Source organism: Brevibacillus sp. WF146, assembly GCF_001673705.2.
Classification (GTDB): Bacteria; Bacillota; Bacilli; order Brevibacillales; family Brevibacillaceae; genus Brevibacillus; species Brevibacillus thermoruber.
On sequence record NZ_CP109943.1, the window covers coordinates 2,842,664 to 2,867,638 of the forward strand.

At 54.5% G+C, this 24,975-nt stretch carries 16 protein-coding genes and 1 other annotated feature; of the genes, 5 read left to right on the forward strand and 11 right to left on the reverse strand.

What is annotated here, in order from left to right; genetic code table 11:
- Positions 1-2: 2 nt before the first annotated feature.
- Both A6764_RS14115 and fabF read right to left on the reverse strand, forming a co-directional pair.
- A complete protein-coding gene (locus A6764_RS14115; RefSeq protein ID WP_065066188.1) occupies positions 3-8,183 on the reverse strand; it encodes a non-ribosomal peptide synthetase in 8,181 nt (2,726 codons plus the stop codon).
- A gap of 27 nt (positions 8,184-8,210) precedes the next feature.
- Positions 8,211-9,452 (reverse strand): beta-ketoacyl-ACP synthase II, encoded by a 1,242-nt coding sequence (fabF, locus tag A6764_RS14120; protein ID WP_029099391.1) that lies wholly within the window; start codon positions 9,450-9,452, stop codon positions 8,211-8,213.
- A 230-nt stretch (positions 9,453-9,682) separates the two neighbouring features.
- Here fabF and A6764_RS14125 point away from each other — a divergent pair, with 230 nt between their 5' ends.
- Genes A6764_RS14125 through A6764_RS14140 form a run of 4 tightly spaced genes read left to right on the forward strand, consistent with a single transcriptional unit; the run spans position 9,683 to position 14,032 of the window.
- Positions 9,683-10,414, forward strand: coding sequence for an ABC transporter ATP-binding protein (locus tag A6764_RS14125; protein ID WP_029099390.1), 732 nt, complete (start codon positions 9,683-9,685; stop codon positions 10,412-10,414).
- Positions 10,374-12,848 carry an ABC transporter permease gene (locus A6764_RS14130; RefSeq protein WP_176703204.1) on the forward strand — a complete coding sequence of 825 codons (2,475 nt, stop codon included), beginning with the start codon at positions 10,374-10,376 and terminating at the stop codon, positions 12,846-12,848. Before A6764_RS14125 ends, A6764_RS14130 begins: the two co-directional genes overlap by 41 nt.
- 20 nt (positions 12,849-12,868) lie before the next feature.
- Positions 12,869-13,372, forward strand: coding sequence for a PadR family transcriptional regulator (locus A6764_RS14135; RefSeq protein WP_065066186.1), 504 nt, complete (start codon positions 12,869-12,871; stop codon positions 13,370-13,372).
- A 15-nt stretch (positions 13,373-13,387) separates the two neighbouring features.
- Positions 13,388-14,032, forward strand: a complete 645-nt coding sequence (locus A6764_RS14140; RefSeq protein WP_029099387.1) for a hypothetical protein — start codon at positions 13,388-13,390, stop codon at positions 14,030-14,032.
- A gap of 187 nt (positions 14,033-14,219) precedes the next feature.
- Here the strand turns inward: A6764_RS14140 and A6764_RS14145 are convergent, their stop codons facing one another.
- The 7 genes from A6764_RS14145 to A6764_RS14175 form a co-directional block, all read right to left on the reverse strand.
- The gene (locus A6764_RS14145) at positions 14,220-15,557 is read right to left on the reverse strand and encodes a sodium-dependent transporter (RefSeq protein ID WP_065066185.1); all 1,338 of its coding nucleotides are present in this window, start codon (positions 15,555-15,557) and stop codon (positions 14,220-14,222) included.
- Between the two features lie 63 nt (positions 15,558-15,620).
- Positions 15,621-15,872, reverse strand: a binding site (T-box leader).
- A gap of 399 nt (positions 15,873-16,271) precedes the next feature.
- Positions 16,272-16,550, reverse strand: a complete 279-nt coding sequence (locus tag A6764_RS14150; protein ID WP_029099385.1) for an Fpa/YlaN family protein — start codon at positions 16,548-16,550, stop codon at positions 16,272-16,274.
- Between the two features lie 143 nt (positions 16,551-16,693).
- Positions 16,694-17,626 carry a glutaminase A gene (gene glsA, locus A6764_RS14155; protein WP_065066184.1) on the reverse strand — a complete coding sequence of 311 codons (933 nt, stop codon included), beginning with the start codon at positions 17,624-17,626 and terminating at the stop codon, positions 16,694-16,696.
- Positions 17,627-17,734: 108 nt separating this feature from the next.
- Positions 17,735-18,235 carry an NUDIX hydrolase gene (locus A6764_RS14160; RefSeq protein ID WP_065066183.1) on the reverse strand — a complete coding sequence of 167 codons (501 nt, stop codon included), beginning with the start codon at positions 18,233-18,235 and terminating at the stop codon, positions 17,735-17,737.
- A complete protein-coding gene (locus A6764_RS14165; protein ID WP_065066182.1) occupies positions 18,228-19,421 on the reverse strand; it encodes a MalY/PatB family protein in 1,194 nt (397 codons plus the stop codon). Before A6764_RS14165 ends, A6764_RS14160 begins: the two co-directional genes overlap by 8 nt.
- Positions 19,422-19,535: 114 nt before the next feature.
- Positions 19,536-21,065, reverse strand: coding sequence for an AbgT family transporter (locus A6764_RS14170; protein ID WP_065066181.1), 1,530 nt, complete (start codon positions 21,063-21,065; stop codon positions 19,536-19,538).
- A 13-nt stretch (positions 21,066-21,078) separates the two neighbouring features.
- Positions 21,079-22,287 carry an amidohydrolase gene (locus tag A6764_RS14175; RefSeq protein WP_065066196.1) on the reverse strand — a complete coding sequence of 403 codons (1,209 nt, stop codon included), beginning with the start codon at positions 22,285-22,287 and terminating at the stop codon, positions 21,079-21,081.
- 233 nt (positions 22,288-22,520) lie between these two features.
- Here A6764_RS14175 and A6764_RS14180 point away from each other — a divergent pair, with 233 nt between their 5' ends.
- Positions 22,521-23,027, forward strand: coding sequence for a molybdopterin-binding protein (locus tag A6764_RS14180; RefSeq protein WP_029099379.1), 507 nt, complete (start codon positions 22,521-22,523; stop codon positions 23,025-23,027).
- 167 nt (positions 23,028-23,194) lie between these two features.
- Here A6764_RS14180 and A6764_RS14185 read toward each other — a convergent pair whose 3' ends face one another.
- Together A6764_RS14185 and A6764_RS14190 are read right to left on the reverse strand one after the other, a co-directional pair.
- Positions 23,195-23,332 carry a sporulation histidine kinase inhibitor Sda gene (locus A6764_RS14185; RefSeq protein ID WP_029099378.1) on the reverse strand — a complete coding sequence of 46 codons (138 nt, stop codon included), beginning with the start codon at positions 23,330-23,332 and terminating at the stop codon, positions 23,195-23,197.
- A gap of 329 nt (positions 23,333-23,661) precedes the next feature.
- Positions 23,662-24,873 (reverse strand): ornithine--oxo-acid transaminase, encoded by a 1,212-nt coding sequence (locus tag A6764_RS14190; protein WP_029099377.1) that lies wholly within the window; start codon positions 24,871-24,873, stop codon positions 23,662-23,664.
- Between the last annotated feature and the right edge of the window lie 102 nt (positions 24,874-24,975).

Consider the following 24,975-nt stretch of genomic DNA (forward strand, 5'->3'; position numbering starts at 1 on the left):
CATTACAGTTTTTGTCTAACCCTTGTTACTTTTTGAATGGGAAGATCGCTTTTCTTTTTCTTCTTTTGCAGGCAAGCAGCCAGTTCTCGGATGGTTGGATGCTCAAAAATTTCCATCAGGCTGGCCTCGTAGCCAAGCCGTTCGCTTATGCGGGCGATCATTTTCACCATCAGAAGCGAATGTCCCCCGCATTCAAAGAAGTTACTGCTTGCTCCAATGGATGAGACAGGCAGCAGCTCAAGCCATATCTTCTTCAGTTCCCCTTCCACCGGGTTTTGCAAGTGATCGTTCTCGTTGCCAGCTTCGGCAGCTCGCATGGCAGCCAGTTTCTTTCGATCGACCTTGCCGTTTTTGGTTACAGGCACCTCGTCGATCTGCACAAACCGGTTCGGGATCATGGCGAGGGGCAATTCATGGCGCAACTGCTTCCGCAGCTGTTCGGAATGCAGCTTGCGCTTGCCTTCCATCACAATGTAGGCATGCAGCTGGATGTGGCCGGCCTCCATCATGTCCATGATCACGCACTGTTTTGCGTCGATCTGCCGCAAAATCGCCGCAGCTATTTCATTTTTATGGATGCGAACGCCTCTGATCTTGATTTGATCGTCTGCCCGCCCCATAATCTCCAGACTTCCATCGGGACGATACAAGCCGAGATCGCCGGTACGGTACAAACGGTCATCGTCTTGCGGACGGAAGAAATTTGGCGTAAACGGCCCTGCTTGCTTGTCCAGGTAACCGGCCGTCCGATAGGGGGTTCTAACAACGATCTCTCCTGGTTCCCCAACCCCGCACAGTTGATTCTGCTGATTGACAACGAGCAATTGCGTATCCGGAATCGGCTTTCCTATCGGGATCACTTCCTCGCAGAATTCCTCCGGCACGATATGGAAGCATTTCGCCAGCGTTGTTTCGGTTTGGCCATAGAAGTTATTGATTTGCGCATCGGTCACTTTCCGCCAGGAACGAACCAGAGCGCCCGTCAATGGTTCGCCTGCGAAAAATATATGCCTGAGCGTATGCAGATGCTTGACGTTTTTCGACTGCGACAACCAATGGTCGGCCAGTGACGGCACCGCATGAAGCAGCGTTATCCTTTTCTCGGCGAGCCAATCGACGATTTCCGTCTCCTGCCTGGAAGGAATGACGAGTGTAGCGCCGCTTGTCAGAGGCAAAAAGACATCCCGCAAAAACACGTCAAATGTACTATTGGTTAACTGCGCGCTGCGATCCGCCGGTGTCACGGCAAACTGGTTTCGCTGCCAATCCAGGAAATGCGCCAAGCCATTATGCGTGCCCAGAATGCCCTTTGGCTCCCCTGTCGTTCCGGAAGTAAAGAAAATATAGGCATACCCGCAAGCCTCTTCCGGTGCAAAGCCTTCGTTTTCCTCTGTCTTGTCACTGATCAGCTCACTTACTTTATAGGCAGGCAGCTTCGATTCCGTGCCTTGATGCGTCGGCTGAAGAGGCCCGGCGGTCAGCATCAGGCGCGGATTTGCGCTTTGCAGCATCGATTCCATTCTTTTGACAGGCAACTGCGTGTCCAGGTTCATAAAAACGGCATCTGCCAAATGTACGCCGATCATGGCGGCGACCATTTCATAGCTTCTGTCCCCATACAGCGCGACGACATCCCCCGATTTTACCCCTCGCCTGCGCAAGCCAATGGCAATCTGCATGGAATCCTGGAACAACTGCCGATAGGTATAGCTTGTACCCGCATCTTCCACGGCGATCTGTTGGGGGATTAGCTCGCTCCAATGCTTTATGTTCCGCGTGATGCGCGGAAACTTGATCGTCCGCAGGCTTTCTGCAGGATCAGGCAAAATCCTCTTTGCTTCCGGCGTCACCAGCGAAAAGGACCCGACAGCCAGATCCGGCGACTGGATGGCTTGCTTTAGCAGGTGAACGAATTGATTGAGGAATTCCTGCATTCTCGCCTTTTCAAACATATGGTTTTGATAGGCAAGCGCCAGTTGGAAGCCGCTGCTTGTTTCTTCAATGTAGAGCGTCATGAAAAATTTCGATTCGATTTCGTCCTGTTCGATTTCTTCAACCAACAGGTTCTGGGTGACAGATGTTTTGGTTTCTTCAAAATTGCGGTAATTGATCAACACATCAAACAGCGGATTTTGGTTTAGATTTCGATTCGGATTCACTACTTCCACAATTTTTTCAAACGGAATATCTTGATTGGCAAACGCCTCGAGCACTGTTTGTTTTGTCTGGTCCAATACGTCCCTGTAGGCTGCATGTTGGTCCAGAACCAGCCGCAACGGCAGCGTATTGAGGTAAAGTCCCACCGATTGCTCCAATTCAGAAGAATTCCGATTGACTACGGGAGTTCCGATGACAAGATCGTTTTGCTGGGACAGTCTGGACAGCAGCAGGCCGAAAACAGACAGCATCGTCATAAAGGGAGTGACCCTTCGCTGCTGGCTGAACGCTTTGATATCTGCTGAGACTTTTGAAGACAAGGCTGTTCTCAGCGTTTCATTCTCTACCTCGCCCTCCCTTTTTCGCCGTCTGTTCATGGGAAGCTGCAGCAGCGGAATCTCTCCGTCAAACTTTTTGATCCAATAGGAAAGCTGATCCTGGTACTCGGCCTGATTGATAAAATGATTGTGTCTTAAAAGGTAGTCGACATATTGTACAGGTTGATCGTCCAAAAACGTTTCTTCGCCGCCATACAGCTTGAGCAGTTCTTCCTTGATTACCTTTAGTGACCAGCCATCACAGATAATATGATGGAAGACGAGAATCAGCACATCGGCTGACTTCCCTTTCACCAGACGAGCTCTTGCCAAAGGTGCCGCAGCGAGATCAAACGGAATGGACGTCTCACGTCGCACAATCCGCTGCAACTCCTGCTCTCCCCACTCCTCCACCTGCAGAGAAATGTCGGCCTGGGGCAGGATGATCTGCACGGGCTCCCCGTTTTTATTGCGGAAAGCGGTACGCAGCGATTCATGTCGGGCGATCAGTTGGTTGAGGCAATCGCGCAATTTTTCCGCATCAGCAGACCCGTGGAATTTCAACACCAGCGGCATGTTGTATTTGGTGTCTTGATAGAGCTGATCCAAAAACCAAACCCGCTTTTGCGAATCCGACAGGGGGAACTGCTGATCGCGGTCAGCGGCCTGGGTAACCGGACTGTTTGCGTCGCTGGTCGCACGTCTTTCCAAAACGCCAGCCAATGTTTCAACCGTTGGATTTTCAAACAAGTCTTTCACGTAAAGCTTTGACCCGCATTTTTTGTTGATTTCTGAAATAATCTGCACCGCTAGTAAAGAATGGCCGCCTAATTCGAAAAAGTTATCCTGGACACCCGTTTTTTGCACTCCTAATTTCTCACGCCAAATAGATAAAATGGCTTGTTCTCTATCGTTTTTCGGGGCGACGTAAGCGCCGGCGGAAGCCAGATCGCGTTCGGTTGGCTTGGGCAGCTGCTGCCGGTCGATTTTCCCGTTGGCATTTAGCGGGAATGCCTGTACTTGTACGTAATAGCTCGGTACCATGTACTCCGGCAGCAACTTTTTCAGCTCATGCTTCAATGCGCCGGGCGGAATACTGCCTTTTGCGGACGTGTAGTAAGCAGCCAAATATTGGACGTCGCTCTCGGTTTTATGCACGATGACCACAGCCCCGGAAACCCCGTCGATGGACCTGAGCGTGGTTTCGATCTCTCCAAGCTCGACCCGCATTCCTCTCAACTTGATTTGATTGTCCTGACGGCCGAGGAACATAATGTTTCCATCCGGCTTGAAGTACCCTCTGTCGCCTGTCCGGTACATGCACTCTCCCGGATAAAACGGATCGGGGATAAAGGACTGACTCGTTCTCTCCGGATTGTTGATATATCCTCTGGCCAAGCCTATGCCGGCAATATACAAATCACCAGGGACGCCTGGCGGAACCGGTTCCAGGAACTTGTCCAGAACATAGATGCGGTTATTGTCTATCGGACGTCCTACGGAAACGATTTCCGAGCCGTTCTCCGGCTCAGGCTCGCAATCATAGCAGGTGGAATCAATAGAAACCTCCGTTGCCCCCCATGTGTTAAACAGCTTGCCCGGCATCCTTTCATAGAACGAGCGGACCACGTCGGCGTGCAATGCTTCTCCGCTGGACACGACAATGCGCAGGTTTGTCAATTGTCGTCTCTGAAGAGGAGTGATTTGCTCCAGGACCATTTTCAGCATGCTCGGTACAAACTGAAGCAAAGAAACATTGTGCTTTATCGCATATTCGATGATGCTGACAGGGTCCCGGTGCGCTCCCTTGGGAAGAAACGCGATTTTCGCTCCGACGGTCAATGGCCAGAAAATTTCAACGGCGGAATCGTCAAACGTCAAAATCGTCTTTTGCAGTACGACTTCATGCGCCTTCAAACGATGCTTGTTCTGCATCCAGTTCATCCGGTTGACCCAGCCTTTATGCGTGTTGCTGACACCTTTTGGCTTTCCGGTCGAGCCTGACGTGTAATAGATGGATACGAGATTCTCCGGAGTGACGGAAACATCCGGCTTCGTGACTGGATATCCGTCCAAAAGGCTCTCGTGCAGCAAATAGGAAAGCAGTTCGATATCTGTTCCTTCCTGTAGACTTGTCCCCGGCTGTGTCAGGCAAATCGAAGCCTGCGCATCCCGCAAAATGGCGTAAGCCCGTTCCCAGGGGACTTCCGTATCGATTGGCAGATAAGCTCCACCCGCCTTCAAAATTCCCATGATGGACACGATCAGCTCCAAGGAGCGCTCCATGCATACCCCCACCGGCGTGTCGACCGTTACGCCCTTTTCCCGCAGCAAGTGAGCAAGCTGATTCGCCTTTTCATCCAGCTCTTTGTAAGTCAGGCACTCCCCTTCATACTCGGCGGCGATGTTGTCCGGCGTCCGCTTCGCTTGGGCTTCAAACCATTCGTGCAGGGCAACATCCGGGAACTCGCAGGCCGTCTCATTAAACGTGTGGATCATGAACCGTTTTTCCGTCTCGCTCATCACGGGAACCTGTTCAACAGGAATGAACGGCTGTTCCAGCACCCCCCGACAAAGCTGCAGAAAATGCGAACTAAACCGCTCGATCGTCTCTTCCTGATACAAATCGGTCCGATACTCCCATTTCCCGATATATTCGTCGCCGCTCCGTTCGATAAACAGCGTCAGATCAAACTTGGCAGTCTGGTTATGGAGGGGAACCGGTTCGCTGACAGTCAGGTTCTTTCCATGGTCAAACTCAAACGAAAAGTCCTGGAAGCTGAACATATATTGAAACAGAGGCTGCCGGTTGACAGAACGATGCGGTTGAAGCTCTTCCACCACCTTGTCAAACGGGACGTCGCCATATGAGAATGCTTTTACCGCAGTGTCGCTTACCTGCTGTACAAGCTCTGCAAAGCTGGAGCCTTCGCGGATTTCATTTCGGATCACCAACGTGTTTACGAAAAAGCCGATTAACCCCTCCAGCTTGGCGTGATTCCGCCCTGCGGAAGTCGTACCAATCGCAATGTCTTTTTCCTGCGACAAGCGATAAATCAACAGTGTAAAGAGCGAAAGCATCGCCATGAACGGGGTCGTATGATGTTGTTTGCAAAACGCCTTCAATTGCTCCAACAGTTCATTCGGGATCCGGAACATACTTACTGCCCCATCATGAGAATCCGGACGTGTTTTTTTCTGATTCGCCATGAGCTTGATAGACGGGGGCTCGGTTGCAAGCTGCTTTTTCCAAAAATCCATCTGCTCCCGATAAACGGGGGAATCGATAAAAGCATTCTGCCAGCACACATAGTCGCTGTATTGAATGACATGCCCTTCCCGGCCTTCCTGCGACTCACAGTCCGTCCCGCCCGTCATGTCGTTGTATTTCTTGAGCAGGTCGGATTGGAACACGTAATTCGACCAGCCGTCCCAGACGATATGATGGACATTGTAGTAAAAGAGATGCCGATTATCCGCCAGATGATACAGCGTAAACCGGTATAGCGGATCGGAAGTCAGGTCGAACGGGATCCTCGCGTCTTCCGCCATCGCCTGAAGAGCTGTTTGCCTGGCTGATTCGTATGGAAGCCCGGATAAAGAGACAAGCTCCAGATTGCTCTTTTTTGAGGCATCAACAATCTGGAAAGGACGGCCATCCTCCTCGAAAAAGTTGGCCCTCAACACTTCATGACGGGCCAGCACAGACTCCAGGCTGGCAACAAACGCATCGTAGTCTAGAGGTCCCGTTATTTCAAAATAGTTGGGCAGGTTGTACAAGGAACTGGTTCCTTGCCATTCATTGATAAACCAGAGCCGCTTTTGTGCAAACGACAAGTCTCTCTTCTGCTCCTTGTTTCCGGCCGGCAGCAATTTCGGCTCTTCCGCGATGCAAGACTGTGACTCGATAAATTTGCTCAATTCATAAATGGTTGGATGCTGAAAGACATCTTTCAAAGCAAGCGGAATCTGGAACCGCTGTTTTACGCGAGCCACAAGCCGGGCAGCGAAAAGCGAATTGCCCCCTGCGTGGAGAAACGGCGTGTCAATACTTACTTCGTCCAATGACAAAAGCTCTTTCCAAAACGAAGCGACTAGTTTTTCGATCTCGGTCTTTGGTTGACAGTCTGCAGGAACAAACCCGCTTTTTTGAGGGGCGGGCAGACTGTTTCGATCAACCTTTCCGTTGGCCGATAAAGGGAATGCATCCAGACGGACGAAAAAGGCTGGAATCATGTAGTCGGGCAGTTGCTCCGCGATTTGTTCGCGAACGCGACTCTCTTCCCATTTCTCGTCGTCCGGGACCGTCACGTACGCGGCGAGGTAGGTGTTGTCGCCTTCGCGAATGGCCTTGACGACACACTGTTTGATATAGGGCAAACGCTCCAGTGCCGCTTCAATTTCCCCCAGTTCAATCCGGTATCCGCGTATCTTTACCTGAAAATCGACCCTGCCGATATACTCGATTGCACCGTCTTCGCGGTATTTACACAAATCGCCGGTTTTATACAAACGTCCCCCTTCTCGGAAGGGATCGGCAATAAATTTCTCCGCTGTCAGCTCCGGTTTGTTATGATAGCCTCTCGCAAGCCCAATTCCTCCGATATGCAGTTCGCCTGCTATCCCCGGCTCCGTTATCAGCTTGTCCCCATCCAGAATCAGCAGGTGAATATTGCTGATCGGAAAACCGATGGGCACCGACTTTTCATGCTTGTCGCCTGTACACTTCCAGTAGGTGACGTCGATTGCTGCTTCTGTGGGACCGTATAAGTTGTACAGCTCCACCTGGTCAAATTTTGCGAAGAAAGCGAGCTCCATCGACTTCGTCAGTGCTTCTCCGCTGCAAATAATCCGCTTGAGAGACGGAAGCGGCGTACCCGTTTGATACACATCCAAAAAAATTTGCAGCATCGACGGTACGAAGTGCATGGTCGTAATGTTCATCGTTTGGATGGTGTGGATCAGGTATTCGGGATCTTTATGCGCTTCCGGTCTGGCCATGACAAGGGTTGCCCCGGCAAGCAGCGGCCAAAAAAATTCCCAGACGGAGACGTCGAAGCTGAACGGCGTTTTTTGCAGGATGCGGTCGGAACTGTTTAATCGAAACTCTTTTTGCATCCACTGCAGCCGGTTGTTTAGAGCCCGGTGTGTATTCATGACCCCTTTGGGATTTCCCGTGGAACCGGACGTATACATCATGTACATGAGATTGTCGGCAGTTATCGGAAGGTCAAGATTCGTTGCAGGCTGCTCCTGCCATTCCCCGCTCTTGTCGGCAACAATCAGCGTCGCATCCCCCAAAGACTGTTTTGCCAGGATCCCTTCCCTGCTCTTGGAAGTGACAACGATGGGGGCCTTCGCATCCGTCAGCATGTATTCCACGCGCTTTTGCGGATAATTCGGGTCAATCGGAACATAGGCGCCTCCCGCTTTCAACACGCCCAGCAATACAATGACCATCTCCAGAGAGCGGTCCATGCAAACAGCGACAGGCTCTTCTATCTGCAGCCCGCATGTCACGAGGTAATGCGCAAACTGATTTGCTTTTTCGTTAAGCTGCCGATAACTGAGCCCGGTTTCTTCATACATGACTGCGGTCTGATCAGGCGTCAGCGCTGCCTGTCGTTCGAATAAATGATGAATGCATGCGTCCATGTTCGGAAACTGCTCTATATTCACGTGTTTTTCCCGTAGATTGATCCCACTCATTGCTCTTCCTCCCTCCGATCCGACAACTTACCCTTGCCATTCTTTGACGACGATACAAGCATTGTACCCGCCGAAACCAAACGAGTTGTTCAAAACGGTCCGCACCCGATGCGCCTGCGCCTCATTTGGCACATAGTTGAGATCGAATCCTTCATCAGGCTGATGGTGATTAATGGTTGGCGGCACGATTTGATGCTGAAGAGCCAGGATGCAGGCAATCAGCTCGACTGAACCGGACCCGGCAAGCAAATGCCCTGTCATCGACTTGATGGAGCTGACGGGAATGGACCTGGCCTTTTCGCCAAACAGTTTCTTTATCGCGAGCGTTTCGATTTGATCGTTCAATCGCGTACTGGAACCGTGGGCACTGATGTAGTCGATGTCAGCAGGCGAAACATTGGCATCCGCCATTGCATTTTTCATCGCCATAATCGCACCTTTCGCTTCCGGATCTGGCGCCGTAACGTGATAGGCATCTGTGGTGGAGCCGTATCCCGCTATTTCCGCGAGAATCGCAGCCCCTCTTTTCTTGGCTGATTCCTCCGATTCCAGCACAACAATACCCGCTCCCGCGCCAATCACAAAACCGTCCCGGTCCTTGTCAAAAGGACGGCTAGCCGCTTGCGGATTGTCATTCCGGGTGGATAAAGCCTTTATTTTACAAAAAGAGGCCAAATCAATGGGCGTGAATTGACCTTCCGTTCCGCCAGCAATCATAACATCCGCTTCTCCGTGTTGAATCGCTCGGCAGCCTTCGCCGATACAGTTGTTTCCTGTTGCACATGCGGTTACCCAGGCCCCGCTTTTTCCTTTTGCGCCGATCATCATCGAGATTTCGCTTGTCGGGGCTTCCACAAGCGAGGCAAATGCCAAGTAAGAGCTGACTTTTCGATACCCGTGCTGAAGCAGGTCCCGGTTGTTCTCCAGTATGAGCCTCGTTCCCCCCATGCCTGTTCCGACAATGACTCCCACGCGGTAGGGGTCTAGTTGACTCATGTCCAGCTTTGCCTGGGAAATGGCTTGCCTTGCGGCGATAATCGCATATTGCGTATTGCTTTCCATCCGTATCTTTTCTTTGTGGGTAAACCATTCATCGAGGTCAAGGTCTTTCACTTCTGCACCGATAGTCGTCGGAAACCCTTCGGTATCAAAAGCCTGAATATAATCAACCCCGCTCACGCCCCGTACAAGGTTTTCCCAAAATGTTTTGATAGTTACTCCTATTGGCGTAACGACACCCATCCCGGTCACAACCACACGTCTTTTCATGATGAGTCCCCTTTATCCCAGCAATTTACCCCTATCATACAAAGGGAGGTTTTCTCATACATCCGTAAATCCCGCAACAATTCACTTCCACACGATTACCGTGGAATTGAATCGTTGTGACCATGTTAGGAAAAACAGGAAGTGTTCGATTTCCTATTTTTGCATGTTTCTCTTGATAATGCCACGACTCCCTGTATATACTCGGTATATACTTTCTTGGGAGGTAGCCAATGATCACGGTAAAAAACCTGACGAAATGGTATCAGACAGGAGAAACGTCCTTTCAGGTACTAAAGGGGATTGATCTGGAAATTGCGCAGGGGGAATTTGTTGCCGTCATGGGACCATCTGGCTCGGGGAAAAGTACGCTGCTCAATCTGTTGGGTGGCCTGGATACCCCGGATTCGGGAGAGGTTTCCATTGGAGGAAAGTCGATACATGACTTGCAGGAGCGAGAGCGAACGTTGTTTCGCCGGAAAAACGTCGGCTTCGTTTTTCAAAACTACCAATTGCTTCCTGCGATGACCGTCGAGGAAAACATTGCGTTCCCGATGGAAGCGGAAGGCCTGCCTAAATCGGTGGTGAAAGCAACGGTATCTTCCCTGGTGAAAGCCGTACATCTTCAAGGAAAAGAAGGGAATTTCCCCTCGCAATTAAGCGGCGGCCAGCAGCAGCGGGTGTCAATCGCAAGAGCGCTTGCGATGAAACCGAGCGTTATTTTGGCCGATGAGCCTACGGGCAACCTCGACCGAAAAACGGGAACAGAGGTGCTGGATTTGCTGCTGTCCTTGCAGCAGCAAGACCGTTTAACGATCATCATGGTGACGCACGACGTCTTCTCTGCCAGCTATGCTGATCGGATCATTTTCCTGAGGGATGGGGTTATCGAAATGGATATCAAGCACAAGGAAGGAGATAAGCATGATGTACTGGCGGGTATCCTGGCGCTACTTAACACGTAATAAACTGCGCTCCTTTTATACGATACTGTCCATCCTCATCGGAATATCCAGCATCTTTGCCGTCGTGAGCACAGTCGAGACCGCCAAAAAGATGACGATGGAACGGTTGAAGCTTTACACGGGAAACGCAGACTATTCCATACAGTCAAGCAGCCATACCTTTTCCGGCAGCGTCCTGGACGACATACAGCAAGACAGCAACGTAAAAGCCGCCATAGGCGTCATTCACAAGCAGGCAAGATTTGATTTGGGCGGTCCCGAGAACCTTGCCCAAACACGCTTGCGCATAACGGGTCTGTCATCGCTCCGGAACGAACTGCTTACTTTGGAGGCCGTTTCCGGGAACCTTACAAACGAGGGGATCATTCTCCCTCAAACAACTGCTGGCTTGTGGAAAAAGAACGCCGGGGATCTTGTCCGTTTGCAGTTGCCTACGGGCAATATGGAGGTCCCTGTCGCGGCGATTGTCAAAGACACTCCGCTGTTGGAAGGGCCAAGCAGTTGGGACGAAGCCAGCAGCAAAAGCTGGCGGGCTTTGGCTCCCCTCCAGACAGTCCAGCAATGGTACTCTCTGACCGGCCAAGTCCAGGAGATACGCATCAAATTGAACGATACAGCGGAGGAACAGTCCGCTCTTGCCTCTATCGGCAATAAAATTAGCGATCCGTCTGTTTTCATGGAAAAAATTGTGCTGGACGAAAAACAAACCAATCAACTGGAAGAGCTGTATCTCATGCTTTATGCCATTGGCGGCCTGTCTATGATAATCAGTGCTTTTATTTTGTACAACACCTTGTATGTCAGCGTGGTGGAGCGAAAAAATGAGATTGCCGTCATGAAAACAGTCGGTTTCATCCCCTCACAAATCAAAAAGCTGTTTTTGTGCGAGGTTCTGATTCTTTCTTTGATCGGGCTGATTTTTGGAATTCCTCTCGGGTTGGGGCTGGCATCCCTGATGCAGAAAGGATTATTCCATTCCTTCCAAGCCAACATCAGCTATTCGCCGGAGTTTGCCATCGCTCTGCCGATCACGATCATCTTGGGCTTGTGCATCCCGTTGGCCGCTGCGCACATCCCGGTTGCATATGCGAGTAAAATCGATGTGATCGCCACGCTGAAACAAGTTCCTGCTCAACAGAAGGAAAAAACAACCTATCGGGTTGTAGCTGGCATTGTGCTGTTATTTGGCGTGTTCTTGAACAGCATTGTCTCGCTCCTGTTTTTATTGGCGGGGGTCACACTGCTGTTCCCGTTCATACTCAGCCTGTTCACGCGCTTTTTCAAAAGGATCGGCTTCATGGGCTACGAGGGAAAGATCGCCAGCAACAACATTCTTCGCACGCTCAATCGCTCGGCCAACATGTCGGTCATCCTGGCCTTCGTCATTTGTCTAGGCCTGTTCGTCTCCTCCATCTTCGCTTCCATGGAAACGAGCATTGAATCAGAGGTGAATCACTCCTTCGGGGGAAACCTGCAGTTGTCCTCGGAAACCCCACTTACTCCCGAGAAACTGAATGCGATCCAACAGTTCGAAGGCATTCATGGCGTCACCGCTTACAAAGAAAAAGAGGTTCTATGGAGTGGAGACAAGAAAATAAACCGGTTTACCATCATCAGTGCCAATCCGGACTGGTACCAAAAACACCCGTTGTTTTATGATCCCCAAAGGAAAAATACGGATTTGCTCCAGCTTCTGAAAGCGCACCCGAACGGGGTATTGCTAGGCGACTATGCTTTTCGCGAATGGGGCGGAAAAGCAGGCGATCCGATACGAATCATCCGGAATAACGTACCGACAGAGCTGATCGTGCTCGGCAAGGTCAGCACTTCTCAATACGGCGGTTATACCGCTTTTATGGAAGAAAGCCATTTCGACAAGCTGTTCCCCGAAACGAATGCCTACAAAGGCTTGATTACAGTCGCGGATCGCGCTGCCGAAACCAGTGTGAAGGACTTTCTCCTGAATACGTTCCCGTTTGATCTTGAGCGCGTGCAGACTTTATCCGAGGAGCTGGAAAAACAAAAGCGCGCCCTTCCAGGCGTAAAGAGTCTGTTCAACGGCCTGTTAATGATCTCCATCGCCGTCGTCGGGATAGGCATTCTCAATACGTTGATCATGAATGTCATGGATCGGATGCGGGAGATTGGCGTAATGAGGGCAGTGGCGTTTACTTCCGGGCAAGTCATAACATCAATCGTGAGCGAGTCGGTTGTGATGGGAATATGCGGGACCTTGATGGGCATCCTTCTGGGAATCGCGATGACGTATGTAAATGCGTTGACCATGCAGGACACGGCCGCCTCCTTTGTCATTTCTATAGATACGCTGTTGCTGTCTACCTTCAGCGGTTTGCTGATCAGTCTGCTGGCAGCTGTCGTTCCTGCCCAAAAGGCGGCGAGATACAAACTTGGTCAAGCGCTTAAACATGACTAAACAATAAGGAATGGGTTTTTATGTCTGTGAAGTACGCGATATTGACCTTGTTATCGGAAGCACCCCGTCACCGCTACGATCTGAAGGTTTCATTCGAGCGTATGGTTTACCATCAATGGGAACTGAATGCCGGTCAAATCTATACAACCATTGACCGGCTTGTCCGTGACGGACGGGTTGAGGAGGCAAGGGACGGATCCTCCGAACTGAAAGTTTACAAAATTTCCGATAAAGGAAAGGAAGATTTGTCTGCCTGGCTTCTGCAGCCCGTTGAAAAAACATTGTTGAAGGACGAGTTTTTCTTCAAGCTGCTGTGCGCCAAGAAGCTCCGCTTTGATTCGTTGCACGACATGATCAAAAGCCAACAGGAGCTCATTATTCAAACCATTTTTCAATTGCAAAGGCTGCGCAGAAGTATCGATCCAACCGGCGACAATGAATACATTCTGTACCTGATCGAGGGAAAAATCCTCCATCTGGAAGCCGACATGAAGTGGCTCACCATGTTTTCACACTCTTTGTAAAGGGAGACAACAACCATGGATTACATTTTAGGCCATAAATGGATGTTCTTGATTCTCGCAGAAGTCATCTTTTGGATTTCCATCATCACTTTCTTGGTCCTCAGGTATTGGTTTGGCAAAAAAACTCTCAGTTTTGTGTTTTTTCTTCTCTTTATTATCAATGACCTGTGGATCGCTTCCTTAGGCTTTTTCGATTATTTGCAAACAGGGCAGTTTTCCAGTTACCAAGTCGTGATCGTGGTTGTTTTCCTCTATGCGATCACGTATGGGAAAAGCGACTTCAAAAAACTTGATTCCTACATCCAAATCTATGTAGCCAAGTGGAAAGGGGAGCCTGCTCCCGCTATCGCTCCGCCGAAGAAGCTGGTCGGCAAGGAACACGCACAAAAAGAACGGAAGCATTTTTACGTTCATCTGGCCGTCTATGCGGCAGCCCACCTGGTTTTCTTCTTACTGTTCGGGCTGTCCTCACGCGTCTATGAAATGGCAAGCATGAACCAGTTTTTTGACGAGTTTTTCTCAGCCAAGGAAGGAACACTGCCTTTTGCCAATCCAACTGTCAACAACCTTAGCAGAATTTGGACCTTGATCTTCGTAATCGACAGCATCGTCGCTCTTTCGTATACCGTATTTCCGAAGGGCGGCGGGAAAGCCTCCTAGACTACTTCAGACATGCATTCCACACTCCCATGCGAGAACAGCCGACGGCCTTCATCCTGTCGATTGTAGAGGCCTCTTAAAACGATTGCTGATATGAATTCCTGTATTCAACAAAAAAGCCTGCAGACCTGTTCCTTACGAAACCTTGTCTGCAGGCAAAGACTGCCCGACGCGGCAGTCTTTTTTCTCACAGGAAGCCGAGCGAATGCAGAAAGACGACGATGATGGCAAGCGGCGCCGCGTACTTGAGCAGCAGCAGCCAGGCGGCAAACAGCTTTCTGCCCAGCGGCGTACGGGCCTGCAGCTCCTGGATCAGGACCTCCCGCTTCATCTTCAATGGCACGAACACCGCGATCAACAGCGCCCCCAGCGGCATCAGCACGTTGCTCACGAGAAAATCGGCGGCGTCAAACATCGTTTTGCCGAAGAAGGTGACGTCCGACCAGACGCCGAACGAGAGCGCGGACGGAATCCCGACGGCGAAAATCAGCATGCCGACGATCCAGGAAAGCCGCTTCCGTTTTTCTTCGTTCCCCCTGGCGAGCGAAGCCACGATCACCTCCAGCATGGAAAAGGCGCTCGTCAGCGTCGCAAACAGGAACAAGGCGAGAAACACCAGCAAAAACACGGTGCCGAACGGAATATGCTCGAACACCGACGGCAGGATGATGAACAGCAGGCCCGGCCCCGCCTCCGGCTTCATGCCGAGCGAAAACACCGCCGGGAAGATCGCCAGCCCCGCAAAAAAGGCGACCAGGAGATTCAGGCCGACAATCGACCCGGCCGATTTCACCAGGTTTTCCTCTTTGCCGAGGTACGAGCTGTAGGTCACCATCACCGACACCCCGACGCTGAGCGAGAAAAACGACTGCCCCATGGCGTACAGGATCGACTCCGCAGACAGCTTGGAAAAGTCGGGCATCAGGAAGAACGCCACCCCGCTTCCCGCCCCGTCCAGCGTCAGCGAGCGGACCATCAGCACCAGGAACAGGAGAAACAGCCCCGGCATCATGTACCGGTTGGCCGATTCGATCCCACTCTGCACCCCGCGGGCCACGACCACGATCGTCGCCAGCATGAAGACGAACTGCGCCGCGACGGAGCCGATCGGGTCGGCGATCACGTCCTGGAACAATTGCTCATAGGGCTGCCCGATCAACTGACCGGTGAGGCCGCGAAAGAAATAGGTGAAAATCCAGCCGCCGACCACGCTGTAAAACGACAGCAGCAGGAAGCAGGTGGCCACCCCCAGCCGCCCGATCCAATGCCAGCCCGTACCCGGAGCGATGGTGCGGTAAGCCGAAATCGCCTCCTGCTGGGTGCTCCGTCCGATGACGAACTCCCCCAACAGCAGCGGCAGACCGATCAGCACGGTAAACAGCAGGAACAGCAGAAAAAACGCCCCGCCCCCGCTCGTGCCAGCCACGTAGGGAAATTTCCAGATGGCCCCGAGCCCGATCGCCGACCCGGCGGCCGCCAGGATGAACCCCAACCGGTTCGTCCATTGTTCCGTTTGGTTCGTCATACACGAACCCCTCCTTCACCAAATCGTATGTCCTGTATGGAGAAACAAAAAACTCGTCCCCCTGAAAGGGACGAGTCGATTTACTCGCGGTACCACCCTTGTTAGGCCAGGAACAGACGCTGCTGCCAGACACCCGGCCTCACTCGTGCCATTGATAACGGGGATGACCCGGTTCCTCCTACTGGGGGCGCCAGCCGTTCAGAGGACAGCTCCAGAGGGAATTCGGCGGGGCGCGCTTCGGATCGGCTCTCAGTCAGGACCGATCCTCCCTGTGAAGCCGCTGGTCCGCTTACTGGTCTCTGTCATCGCTGATGATGGATGCGGTTGTGTGGGTGTGGCAACGGGCCCATGAAAAAAACCCGCCCCTGTAGGGACGAGTCTGCTCGCGGTACCACCCTGCTTAAGCCTGAGGTGCCTTCGGGTGAAGGACAGCTCAGCTTCTCTTTGCCATTGGTAACGGGAATGACCCGGTGCTCCTCCTACTGGGACAACCGTTCAGAGGACAGCTCCAGAGGGAATTCCACGGGGCGCGCTTCAGAACCGCTTTCAGTCTCCGGCGATTCCTCCCTGTCAAGCCGCTGGACCGTGTACTGGTCTCTGTCATCGCTTTTGGCACAATGAAAATGATATGTATAAATGTAATGCAGTCATTGAAAAAATGCAAGGTTTTTTTCGTGAAAATGAAAAAGCGAGGAACGTCGCCACCCCCTCGCTTTACTTCTGCCGGTGCTCATGAAGATCGGCCAGCTTCCGCTCCAACGAGCCCATGATCTCGCGGCCGATTTCCTCCTCGATCAGTCCCAGACGGACGGCAAATTCTACTTCACGCGACAGCCCGAACATCTGCGTGTCCAGCACTTCTTCATACAACGGGCACTGCGGCATGGTCAGGTTTTCCATCTGTACGTCGATCAGTTTATAGATCTTTTCTGCGTCCGCTCGCAGCAACGCTAGCGCTTTTTGTTCCAGATCGGGAACCTTAATCTCTGTCAAAACCTATCCCTCCGTTTGCCACCATCCTTACCATACATAGTACGCCATTCTGGCCCATTTGAAAAGGGGAGATGGGGAGACAACTGTAACCGGTCCACCCTCCCGAACGGCACAGATCGTTCCGAAGACCTACAACCGCGCTCCTAAAAGATGCTCAGGTTCCACTCGGCGGAAATGGTTTCCAGAAGTTTGACCCCGGCCAGCGAGTTGCCCTTGTCGTCCAAAGCCGGGCCGTACACGCCGATTCCCATGCGGTTCGGAACCGCGGCCATGATGCCGCCGGCCACGCCGCTTTTGGCCGGTACGCCGACGTCGATGGCAAACGCGCCGGACGCATTGTACATGCCGCATGTGACCATAAACGTTTTGCAGATCCGGGCCACCTCCCGCGGGATGAACCGCTCGCCGCTCGCGGGATCGCATCCGTCGGCGGCCAGCACCGCCCCCAGCCGGGCCAGCTCTGCGGCCGTCGTCTCGATCGCGCAGTGACGAATGTAGAAGTCGAGCGTCTCTTCCACGTCGCCTTCCAGGATGCCGCTGTCCTTCAGAAAGTAGGCGAGCGCCCGATTGCGGTTGGCCGTCTCCTGTTCCGAACGGTATACCGCTTCGTTCACGGACAGGTCAGGATTGCCCGTCATCTTCCGCAGCAGGCGCAGCATGCGCGCCAGCCGCTCCTCCACGTTCGCGCCCGCGATCATCCCGGCGACGGCAATCGCCCCCGCGTTGATCATCGGGTTGAGCGGTTTGTGCGGCTTGATCAATTCCAGCTTGACGATGGAATTGAACGGGTCGCCGGTCGGCTCTTTTCCCACCCGCTCAAACACGTACCGCTGTCCGTGGTCGCACAAGGCCACCATCAGCGAAAAGATTTTGGATATGCTCTGCAGGGTAAACGGCACATGCGCGTCTCCCGCCGTGAGCAGGGTGCCGTCAAGGAGGCAGACGCTCGCTCCCAGCCGGTTTTTGTCCTGTTTGGCCAGTTCCGGTATGTACGCGGCCACTTTTCCTTCGCCGGTGAACCGGGCCGCCTGCTCGACGGCCGCTTCCAACTGCGACTGCATGTCCTTCAGACCCATCCTGTTCATCTCATATCGCCCTCGCTGCCAGTGTACAGCCTGCAGCGCTTATGGCTGCCCGTTCCCTCATTGTAATAAGCGGGCATGCCGATGTCAAATTCAGGAAGTTCACCGCGTTTCCAACGGGAACTGCTCTACGCTGACCAACCGCTCCTGATCGTACAGGCAGTTGAAGCGGCACGGACGCGGATCGCGCAGCATCACCGGCAAGAAGTGGCGAATGTTGCTCACCACGCCCCGGTTGGCGGGATCAAGCACCCAGGCGAGCGGCTGCCAGGCAAGAATGCCCTCCGGCGTGTCCCGCACGCCCTGCACAATGGTCTTGGGAGGTACGGAAGCGAGAAAGACGTGCATGCCGCCCGCTCCGCCCTCCCACTGCCAGGTGACGACACCGCCGTAGACGACGTCCGGCAGAACCAGCCCGGCCTCTTCCCTCACTTCCCGCAGGATGCTCTCGGTCGGCGTCTCCCCCGGCTCGATTTTGCCGCCCAGCCCGTTCCACAAGCCCATGTTGGGGGCGCGGCGGCGGTTCAGCATCAGCACGTACTCGCCGCTCGTCACGAAGCAGATGGTGTAGCGAAGGTCGCACAGCGCTGCCGCCCTACTCATGGAGAGCCCTCTCCAGGCGGGACATCGCTTCCTCCAGGACGACGCGCGGGCAGGCAAAGTTGATCCGCTGAAACCCTGCCCCTTCCTTTCCAAACACCGTCCCGTCATGCAGGCCCAGCTTCGCCCGCTTGCGCACGAGTGCGTTCAGTTCGTTTTGGCTCAGGCCCAACCGGCGGAAGTCCATCCATCCGAGATAGGTGGCCTCGGGAACGGCCATGGATACTTCGGGAATTCGCTCGGCCAGAAAGTCCCGGATGTATTCCGCATTCCCCTTCAAATAGACGAGCAGTTCATCCAGCCACGGCTCGCCGTGCCGATAGGCGGCAATGGTCGCTTCGATGCCGAACAGGTTGAGGAATGGGTGCCCCATCCGCCTGGCCGCCTGCCTGAACGCCTGCAGCAGCCGGGGAGCGGGGGAAATCACAAACGCGCTGGTCAACCCGGCGAGATTAAACGTCTTGCTGGCAGAGACCAAGGTAAGGCTTTGGCTTGCCAGGGGATCCGGGAGCGAGAAATAGGGCACGTGCCGCCCTTTTTCGTAGACGAGGTCGGCGTGGATTTCGTCCGACACCACCACGATGTCCCGTTCCGCGCACATCTGTCCAAGCCGGACCAGTTCCTCCCGGGTCCACACCCGTCCCACCGGATTGTGCGGACTGCACAGCAAAAACAGTTTCGGCCGGTTCTCGTCCAAGACCTGCCGCAGGCCGTCCCAGTCCATGACGTACCGGCCGTTCTCTTCCCGCAGCGGATTTTGCACGATCCGGCGGCCCAAGCTTTCCACCGCGTAAAAAAACGAATGGTAGACCGGCGTCTGGATCAGGACGCTGTCGCCCGGTTCGGTAAACGCTTCGACGGCGATGTGCATTCCCGGCACGACCCCCGGCACCGTTCCCAACCAACCGGTGTCGACCGTGACACCAAACCGCCTGGCGAACCAGTCCGCCACCGCCTCGTACAGCTCGGCCGGCCGCCCGGGATACCCGTAAACGGGATGCTGCGCCCGGCGAACCAGCGCCTCCGTCACCGCCGGCGGGCACGCAAAGTCCATATCGGCCACCCACATCGGCAGGACGTCCTCTTCTCCCATCATCCGCTTGTTGTAATCCCATTTCAAACTGTTGGTGCCTCGTCGTTCAATCCGGATGTCAAAGTGATGCGGCACTGTTCTCCCCTCGCTTTGCATGTTTCTTCCTTTTCACCATACCCCTTTCTCCCGCAAATGTCCAAGCCTGAATGTCTTCCGTTCCGGCAAAAAGAGCCGCAGCTTCGACAGCATGCGGCTCTTCGCCTGTCGGCCTCAGCGGGGATAGACGCCGGGACCGACCGGCAGATCAAGGACAAACCAGACGATCATCTGTACGATCCAGATCAGCAGGAAGGACAGCGCGTACGGTGTCATCGTCGCGAAGATCGTGCCCATTCCCGCGTCCTTTTTGTACTCTTGATAGTAGGCCAGGATCAGCGGCAGGTACGGATTCACCGGCGAAATGGTGTTGGTGGCCGAGTCGGCGATGCGGTACGCCACCTGGATAAACGCCGGATGATAATCGAGCAGCATCAGCATCGGCATGAACACCGGAGCCAGCATCGCCCACAACGCCGAACCGCTGGTGATGAACAGGCTGGCGAATGCGGTGAACAGCGTGAACCCGAGCACGACCGGCAGCCCGGTCAGCCCGATGCTTTTCAGGAAATCAGCGCCGCTTACGGCCAGCAGAATGCCGATGTTGCTCCAGTTGAAGAAGGCGATGAACTGGGCGACCGTAAAGGCCATCACGATAAAGCCGGACATGTCTTTCACCGCTTCCGTCATGTAGCGCGGAATGTCCTTGGTAGTCGTGATGAGCCCCATCTTCTTTCCGTACACGGCGGAAACGGTCACGAAAAAGAGCAGGATGATCGGAATGATGCCCTTGAGGAACGGCGACGTCAAAAAGTCTCCTGTCTTGGGATCGCGCAGGAGCGCTCCCTCCGGAACGACGAGCAGGGCCGTCACTGCCGCAAATACCAGGGCGGCGATGCCGGCTGCGCGCAGCGCCTTGTTCTCCCGCTCGCTCAACTCCTCAAAGCGGACCTGCTTTTCTCCCTGATACACGCCCAGGCGCGGCTCGATCACCTTGTCCGTAATCCAGGCGCCGATGAAGGACAGGAGAAAGACGGACGCGGACATGAAAAACCAGTTGTCCAGCGGGGAGACGTGGGCGTGGGGATCGATCGTCTTGGCCACCTCCGTGGAGATGCCGGAGAGCAGGGCATCCGTGCCCGCGATGAACAGGTTGGCCGTGAACCCAGACGAGACCCCGGCCATGCCGGCGGCGATACCGGCGATCGGATGGCGGCCCATCGCCAGGAAGACGAGACCGCCCAGCGGCGGAATGATCACCATGGACGCGTCGGAGGCGAGGTTGCCCAGCACGCCGACAAATACCACCGCGTAGCTGACGATCACTTTCGGCACGCGGGTCATGATTTTGCGCAGGACGGTCGTGAGCAGGCCCACCTTTTCCGCCAGACCGATCCCCAACGTCATGGTCAGCACGAGGCCGAGTGCCGGGAATTCGGTGAAGTTTTTCAACATGCTGGTAAGAATCCAATGGATCCCTTCGACGCTCAGCAGACTTTTCACCGGGACGGCTTCCCCTTTGCCGGGATGCATCACGGAGATGTCCAGTCCGGCGAGAATGGCTGAGATCACCATCAGGATCAGGCACAGATACACAAAGAGCATAAACGGGTGAGGCAGTTTGTTCCCTACGGTTTCGATCCATTTCAAAATCCCTTTTTGGTTTTGCAGGTCTGGCTGCAAGCCTGCCGCGCCATTTGCCATTCTCTATCGCCTCCTACGTGCTTCCTGTTGGTTGGCCGGTTTCCGCAGCCGTCCATTTCAATGCGCCCCGAACGAACAGGGCAACCCCATCCCGCAGGGCGTCTTCGTCAACGGTGAAGCGCGGATGGTGATGCGGATACACGATGCCCTTTTCCGCGTTGCCGGCGCCCAGACAGATGTAGCAGCTTGGCACGCGTGCGGCGAACGCGGAAAAATCTTCGCCGCCCATCATCGGCGGCATGCGCAGAAGCGCCTGCTCGCCCCATTCCTCCACGATCAGTTCCTCCACCGCCCTGGTGACCTGTTCATCGTTTACCACCGAAGCGTACCCGTACCGGTAGTCAAAGCGGTACGCGGCGCCGTGCGCTTCCGCGATCCCCTTGACAATCTGTTCCATTCGCTTCGCCGCCGCTTCGCGAACGGCTTGGCTGAAACTGCGCACGGAGCCGCGCAGTTCCGCCTTGTCGGGGATGACGTTGTAGGCCCCCGTTCCTCCGTGAAAATTGGTCACGGAGATGACCAGTTGTTCCAGTGGATCGGTGTTGCGGGAGACGATCTGCTGCAGATTGGCGATCACCTGCGCGCCGATCGCCACCGGATCAATCGCCGAATGCGGCGTGGAGGCATGACCGCCCCTGCCCTGAATCGTAATGTCGAACCGGTCGGAATTGGCCGTGACCGGACCGTAGGCAAGCCCGATTTTGCCGACCGGGACAGACGACATCAGATGGATGGCGAGCATGGCATCGACGCCCTCCGCCACGCCTGCCTCCACCATCTCACGGGCGCCGCCGGGGTGCATCTCCTCCGCGTGCTGGAAAATGAAGCGCACTTCTCCCCTGATCTGGTCCTGCAGGCGGGAGAGCACGTTCGCCGCGCCCAGGAGCATCGCCGTATGCCCGTCGTGCCCGCAGGCATGCATGACGCCGGGAACCGCGGATGCGAACGGAAAGTCGTTCTCTTCCTGGATCTCCAGTGCGTCCATGTCGGCCCGAAGACCGATCACCGGTCCCGGTTGGGCGCCGACGAGACGGGCGACCACACTGGTTTTGGTCGGCCGGGAGAGTTCCAGATTCCCGAACGACTGCAGCCGGTCGTACACGAACTGCGCTGTCTTCTCCTCCTGAAACGACAGTTCCGGATGCTTGTGCAGGTGCCGCCTCCACTGGATCACGTCGTCCGCAACGGAGTCCAGCAGGGCGCGAACGCTTTCCCTGTTCATGACAACAACCCCTTTTCCGTACATGCTTGTCCATCCTGCCGTAAGCCCAGAGTGGTAAAAAGCAGACAGGTTTCCGTATTGATTGGTTACTATTATTAATGAATTCAAAATCATGAGTCAATTACAAAATTACTCTTATTTCAGAAAATTTTCTTTTCCAAGATCCGTTTGCCGCATCCCGGCATGTACAGTACAATCAAGGGTAGGATTTTGTACAAACGGAGGAATGCTGGATGTCAGATGTGATCGTGTTCAAGGGGGCCGTGTCGTTCCCCATCACGCTGGACCCGAGTGTGTGGATCTTCGACGAACGAAAAATCGACCTGCGCACCTACCGGGGAGAAGAAGAGCAGACGGACGGACGGCAATCCGCCTACCTGCAGGGAACCGGTTCCCAGTGGGACAAGGAACTGCGGGAAGGAGCCACACTGCCGTCGGAACGGCGGAGTCTGGCGGAAGAACGGAAAGCGCTTGAGGGCGATTACGGCATGCGGCTGGCCCCGTTTATCGACAACGCCAACCCGCTGCCGGAAGCGACGCACGTGCGCATCCACCGGCACGGACAGGAGCCGGTGACGCTGCCGATCGAACAGGCCAGACGGGCGATCCTGCAGTTTTCCCGAGACGGCAAACCGCTGCGCGAAGACGGCCCCGTCTACTTTTTCCTGCCGGAGTGGTTTGCGTCTGGCGAACCGCCGCTCAAGGCCATCACCGCGTTCGAATTCGTCACGGCAGAGTAAGCGGCTGCCCCCAACCGGACATGCCGCGGAAGACAGCCGCCGTACCCGAGCGGTGCGGCACAAGCGAGGGACAGTGTCCCGAACATACGTGTGGAGACGCATCAAAAAAAGCCATCCGCCGAAACGGATGGCTTTTCTATGATGGATGCTGTCTTGAGGTTTGCCCATCAAGCGCTGACTTGTGTAATGCGGAGGTTTCTCCTTTCCATCTCTGCGCAGAGCAGCTCGATGAAGGCGGGATCCAATTGAAGGTCGACGGCACGCTGATATACTTCTATCAACATCTGGTCGCTCAAGTATTTCACCTTGGTCACCTCCATCTGTTTCATGTGCCCATTGTAGCAGAAGGGACGTGCGCGAACAACCGTTCCGATATCCACAGCCCATGTGGACATCGTGTGGGTAAGCTGTGGGCAAATTGTTGACAACTGGAAAAAGATACCGGTTTGTCTCTGTGGATTTCCATCGAACGCTTATCCACACCATGTCACAATTTGTCGAACGATTGTGGCCGGTCAGGAGCGGCAGCCGGACTCCGCCCCCATCCCCGGCGTCAGGATCAAGGTAAAACGCAGCAAAAAACCACCCGGTCGGGGTGGTTTTCGTTTTTCAGCGGTATGGGCGCAGCCGTGCTTTACGCGTTGGCCGGCTCGGCGATGTGCAGCACCTGTCTGATCCGCTCGATCGCCCAATCCAGCTCTTCTTTGCTGATGACCAGCGGCGGCGCAAAGCGGATGGTCGTCTCGTGCGTCTCTTTGCACAAGAGACCCCGTTCCTTCAACTGCTCGCAGTACGGACGGGCGGCCGTTTTCAGCTCCAGTCCGATAAACAGGCCGCGGCCGCGGATTTCCTTGATCAGCGGGTTGCGGATCTCTTTCAGCTTTTCCATGAAGTACGCCCCCAGTTCGCGGGAACGATCCACCAGCTTTTCGTCGATCAGGACGTCCAGTGCGGCCACGGCGACGGCGCAGCCCAGCGGATTGCCGCCAAACGTGGAGCCGTGGGACCCCGGTTCAAAGACCCCGAGCACTTCCCTGTCCGCAGCCACTGCGGAGATCGGGAACACGCCGCCGCCCAGTGCTTTGCCCATGATGTACACGTCCGGCTTGACGTCCTCCCAATCGGACGCGAACAGCTTGCCCGTGCGGCCAAACCCGGTCTGGATCTCGTCGCAGACGAGCAGCACGTTGTTGGCTTTGCACACGTCGTACGCCTGCTTCAGGAAGCCGTCCGGCGGAATGATGATGCCGGCTTCGCCCTGGATCGGCTCCAGCATGAACGCCGCCGTGTTCGGCGTGATCGCCTGCTTGAGGGCCTCGATGTCGCCGTACGGGATGATTTTGAAGCCCGGGGTGAACGGCCCGAACCCGCGCTTGTAGGACGGATCGGATGAGAACGACGTAACCGTGATGGTACGGCCGTGGAAATTGCCTTCACAGACGATGATTTCCGCCTGGTTTTCCGGCACCTTTTTCACCTCGTACGCCCAGCGGCGCACGGCTTTCAGCGCTGTCTCCACCGCCTCCGCTCCGGTGTTCATCGGCAGGATCATCTCCTTGCCGGTCAACTGCGCCAGTTTTTCATAGAACACGCCCAACTGGTCGTTGTAAAAAGCGCGCGAGGTCAGCGTCACCTTGTCCGCCTGGTCCTTCAGCGCCTGGATGATGCGGGGATGGCGGTGGCCCTGGTTCAGTGCCGAATACGCGCTCAGCATGTCCAGGTATCTGTTGCCTTCCGGGTCTTCCACCCAAACGCCTTCCGCTTTGGAGATGACGATCGGCAGCGGATGGTAGTTATGCGCGCCGTATTTCTCGGTTTGATCGATGACCGCCTTGGTCTTGTTCATGTTGTCTGCCTCCTTGAATCGCTTGTTGTCCTGTTCATCCATTCAAGAATGATGCCAACCAAGCCAAATCTTGCCGCAGCTTGAACCTCCGGTGGTTCCATT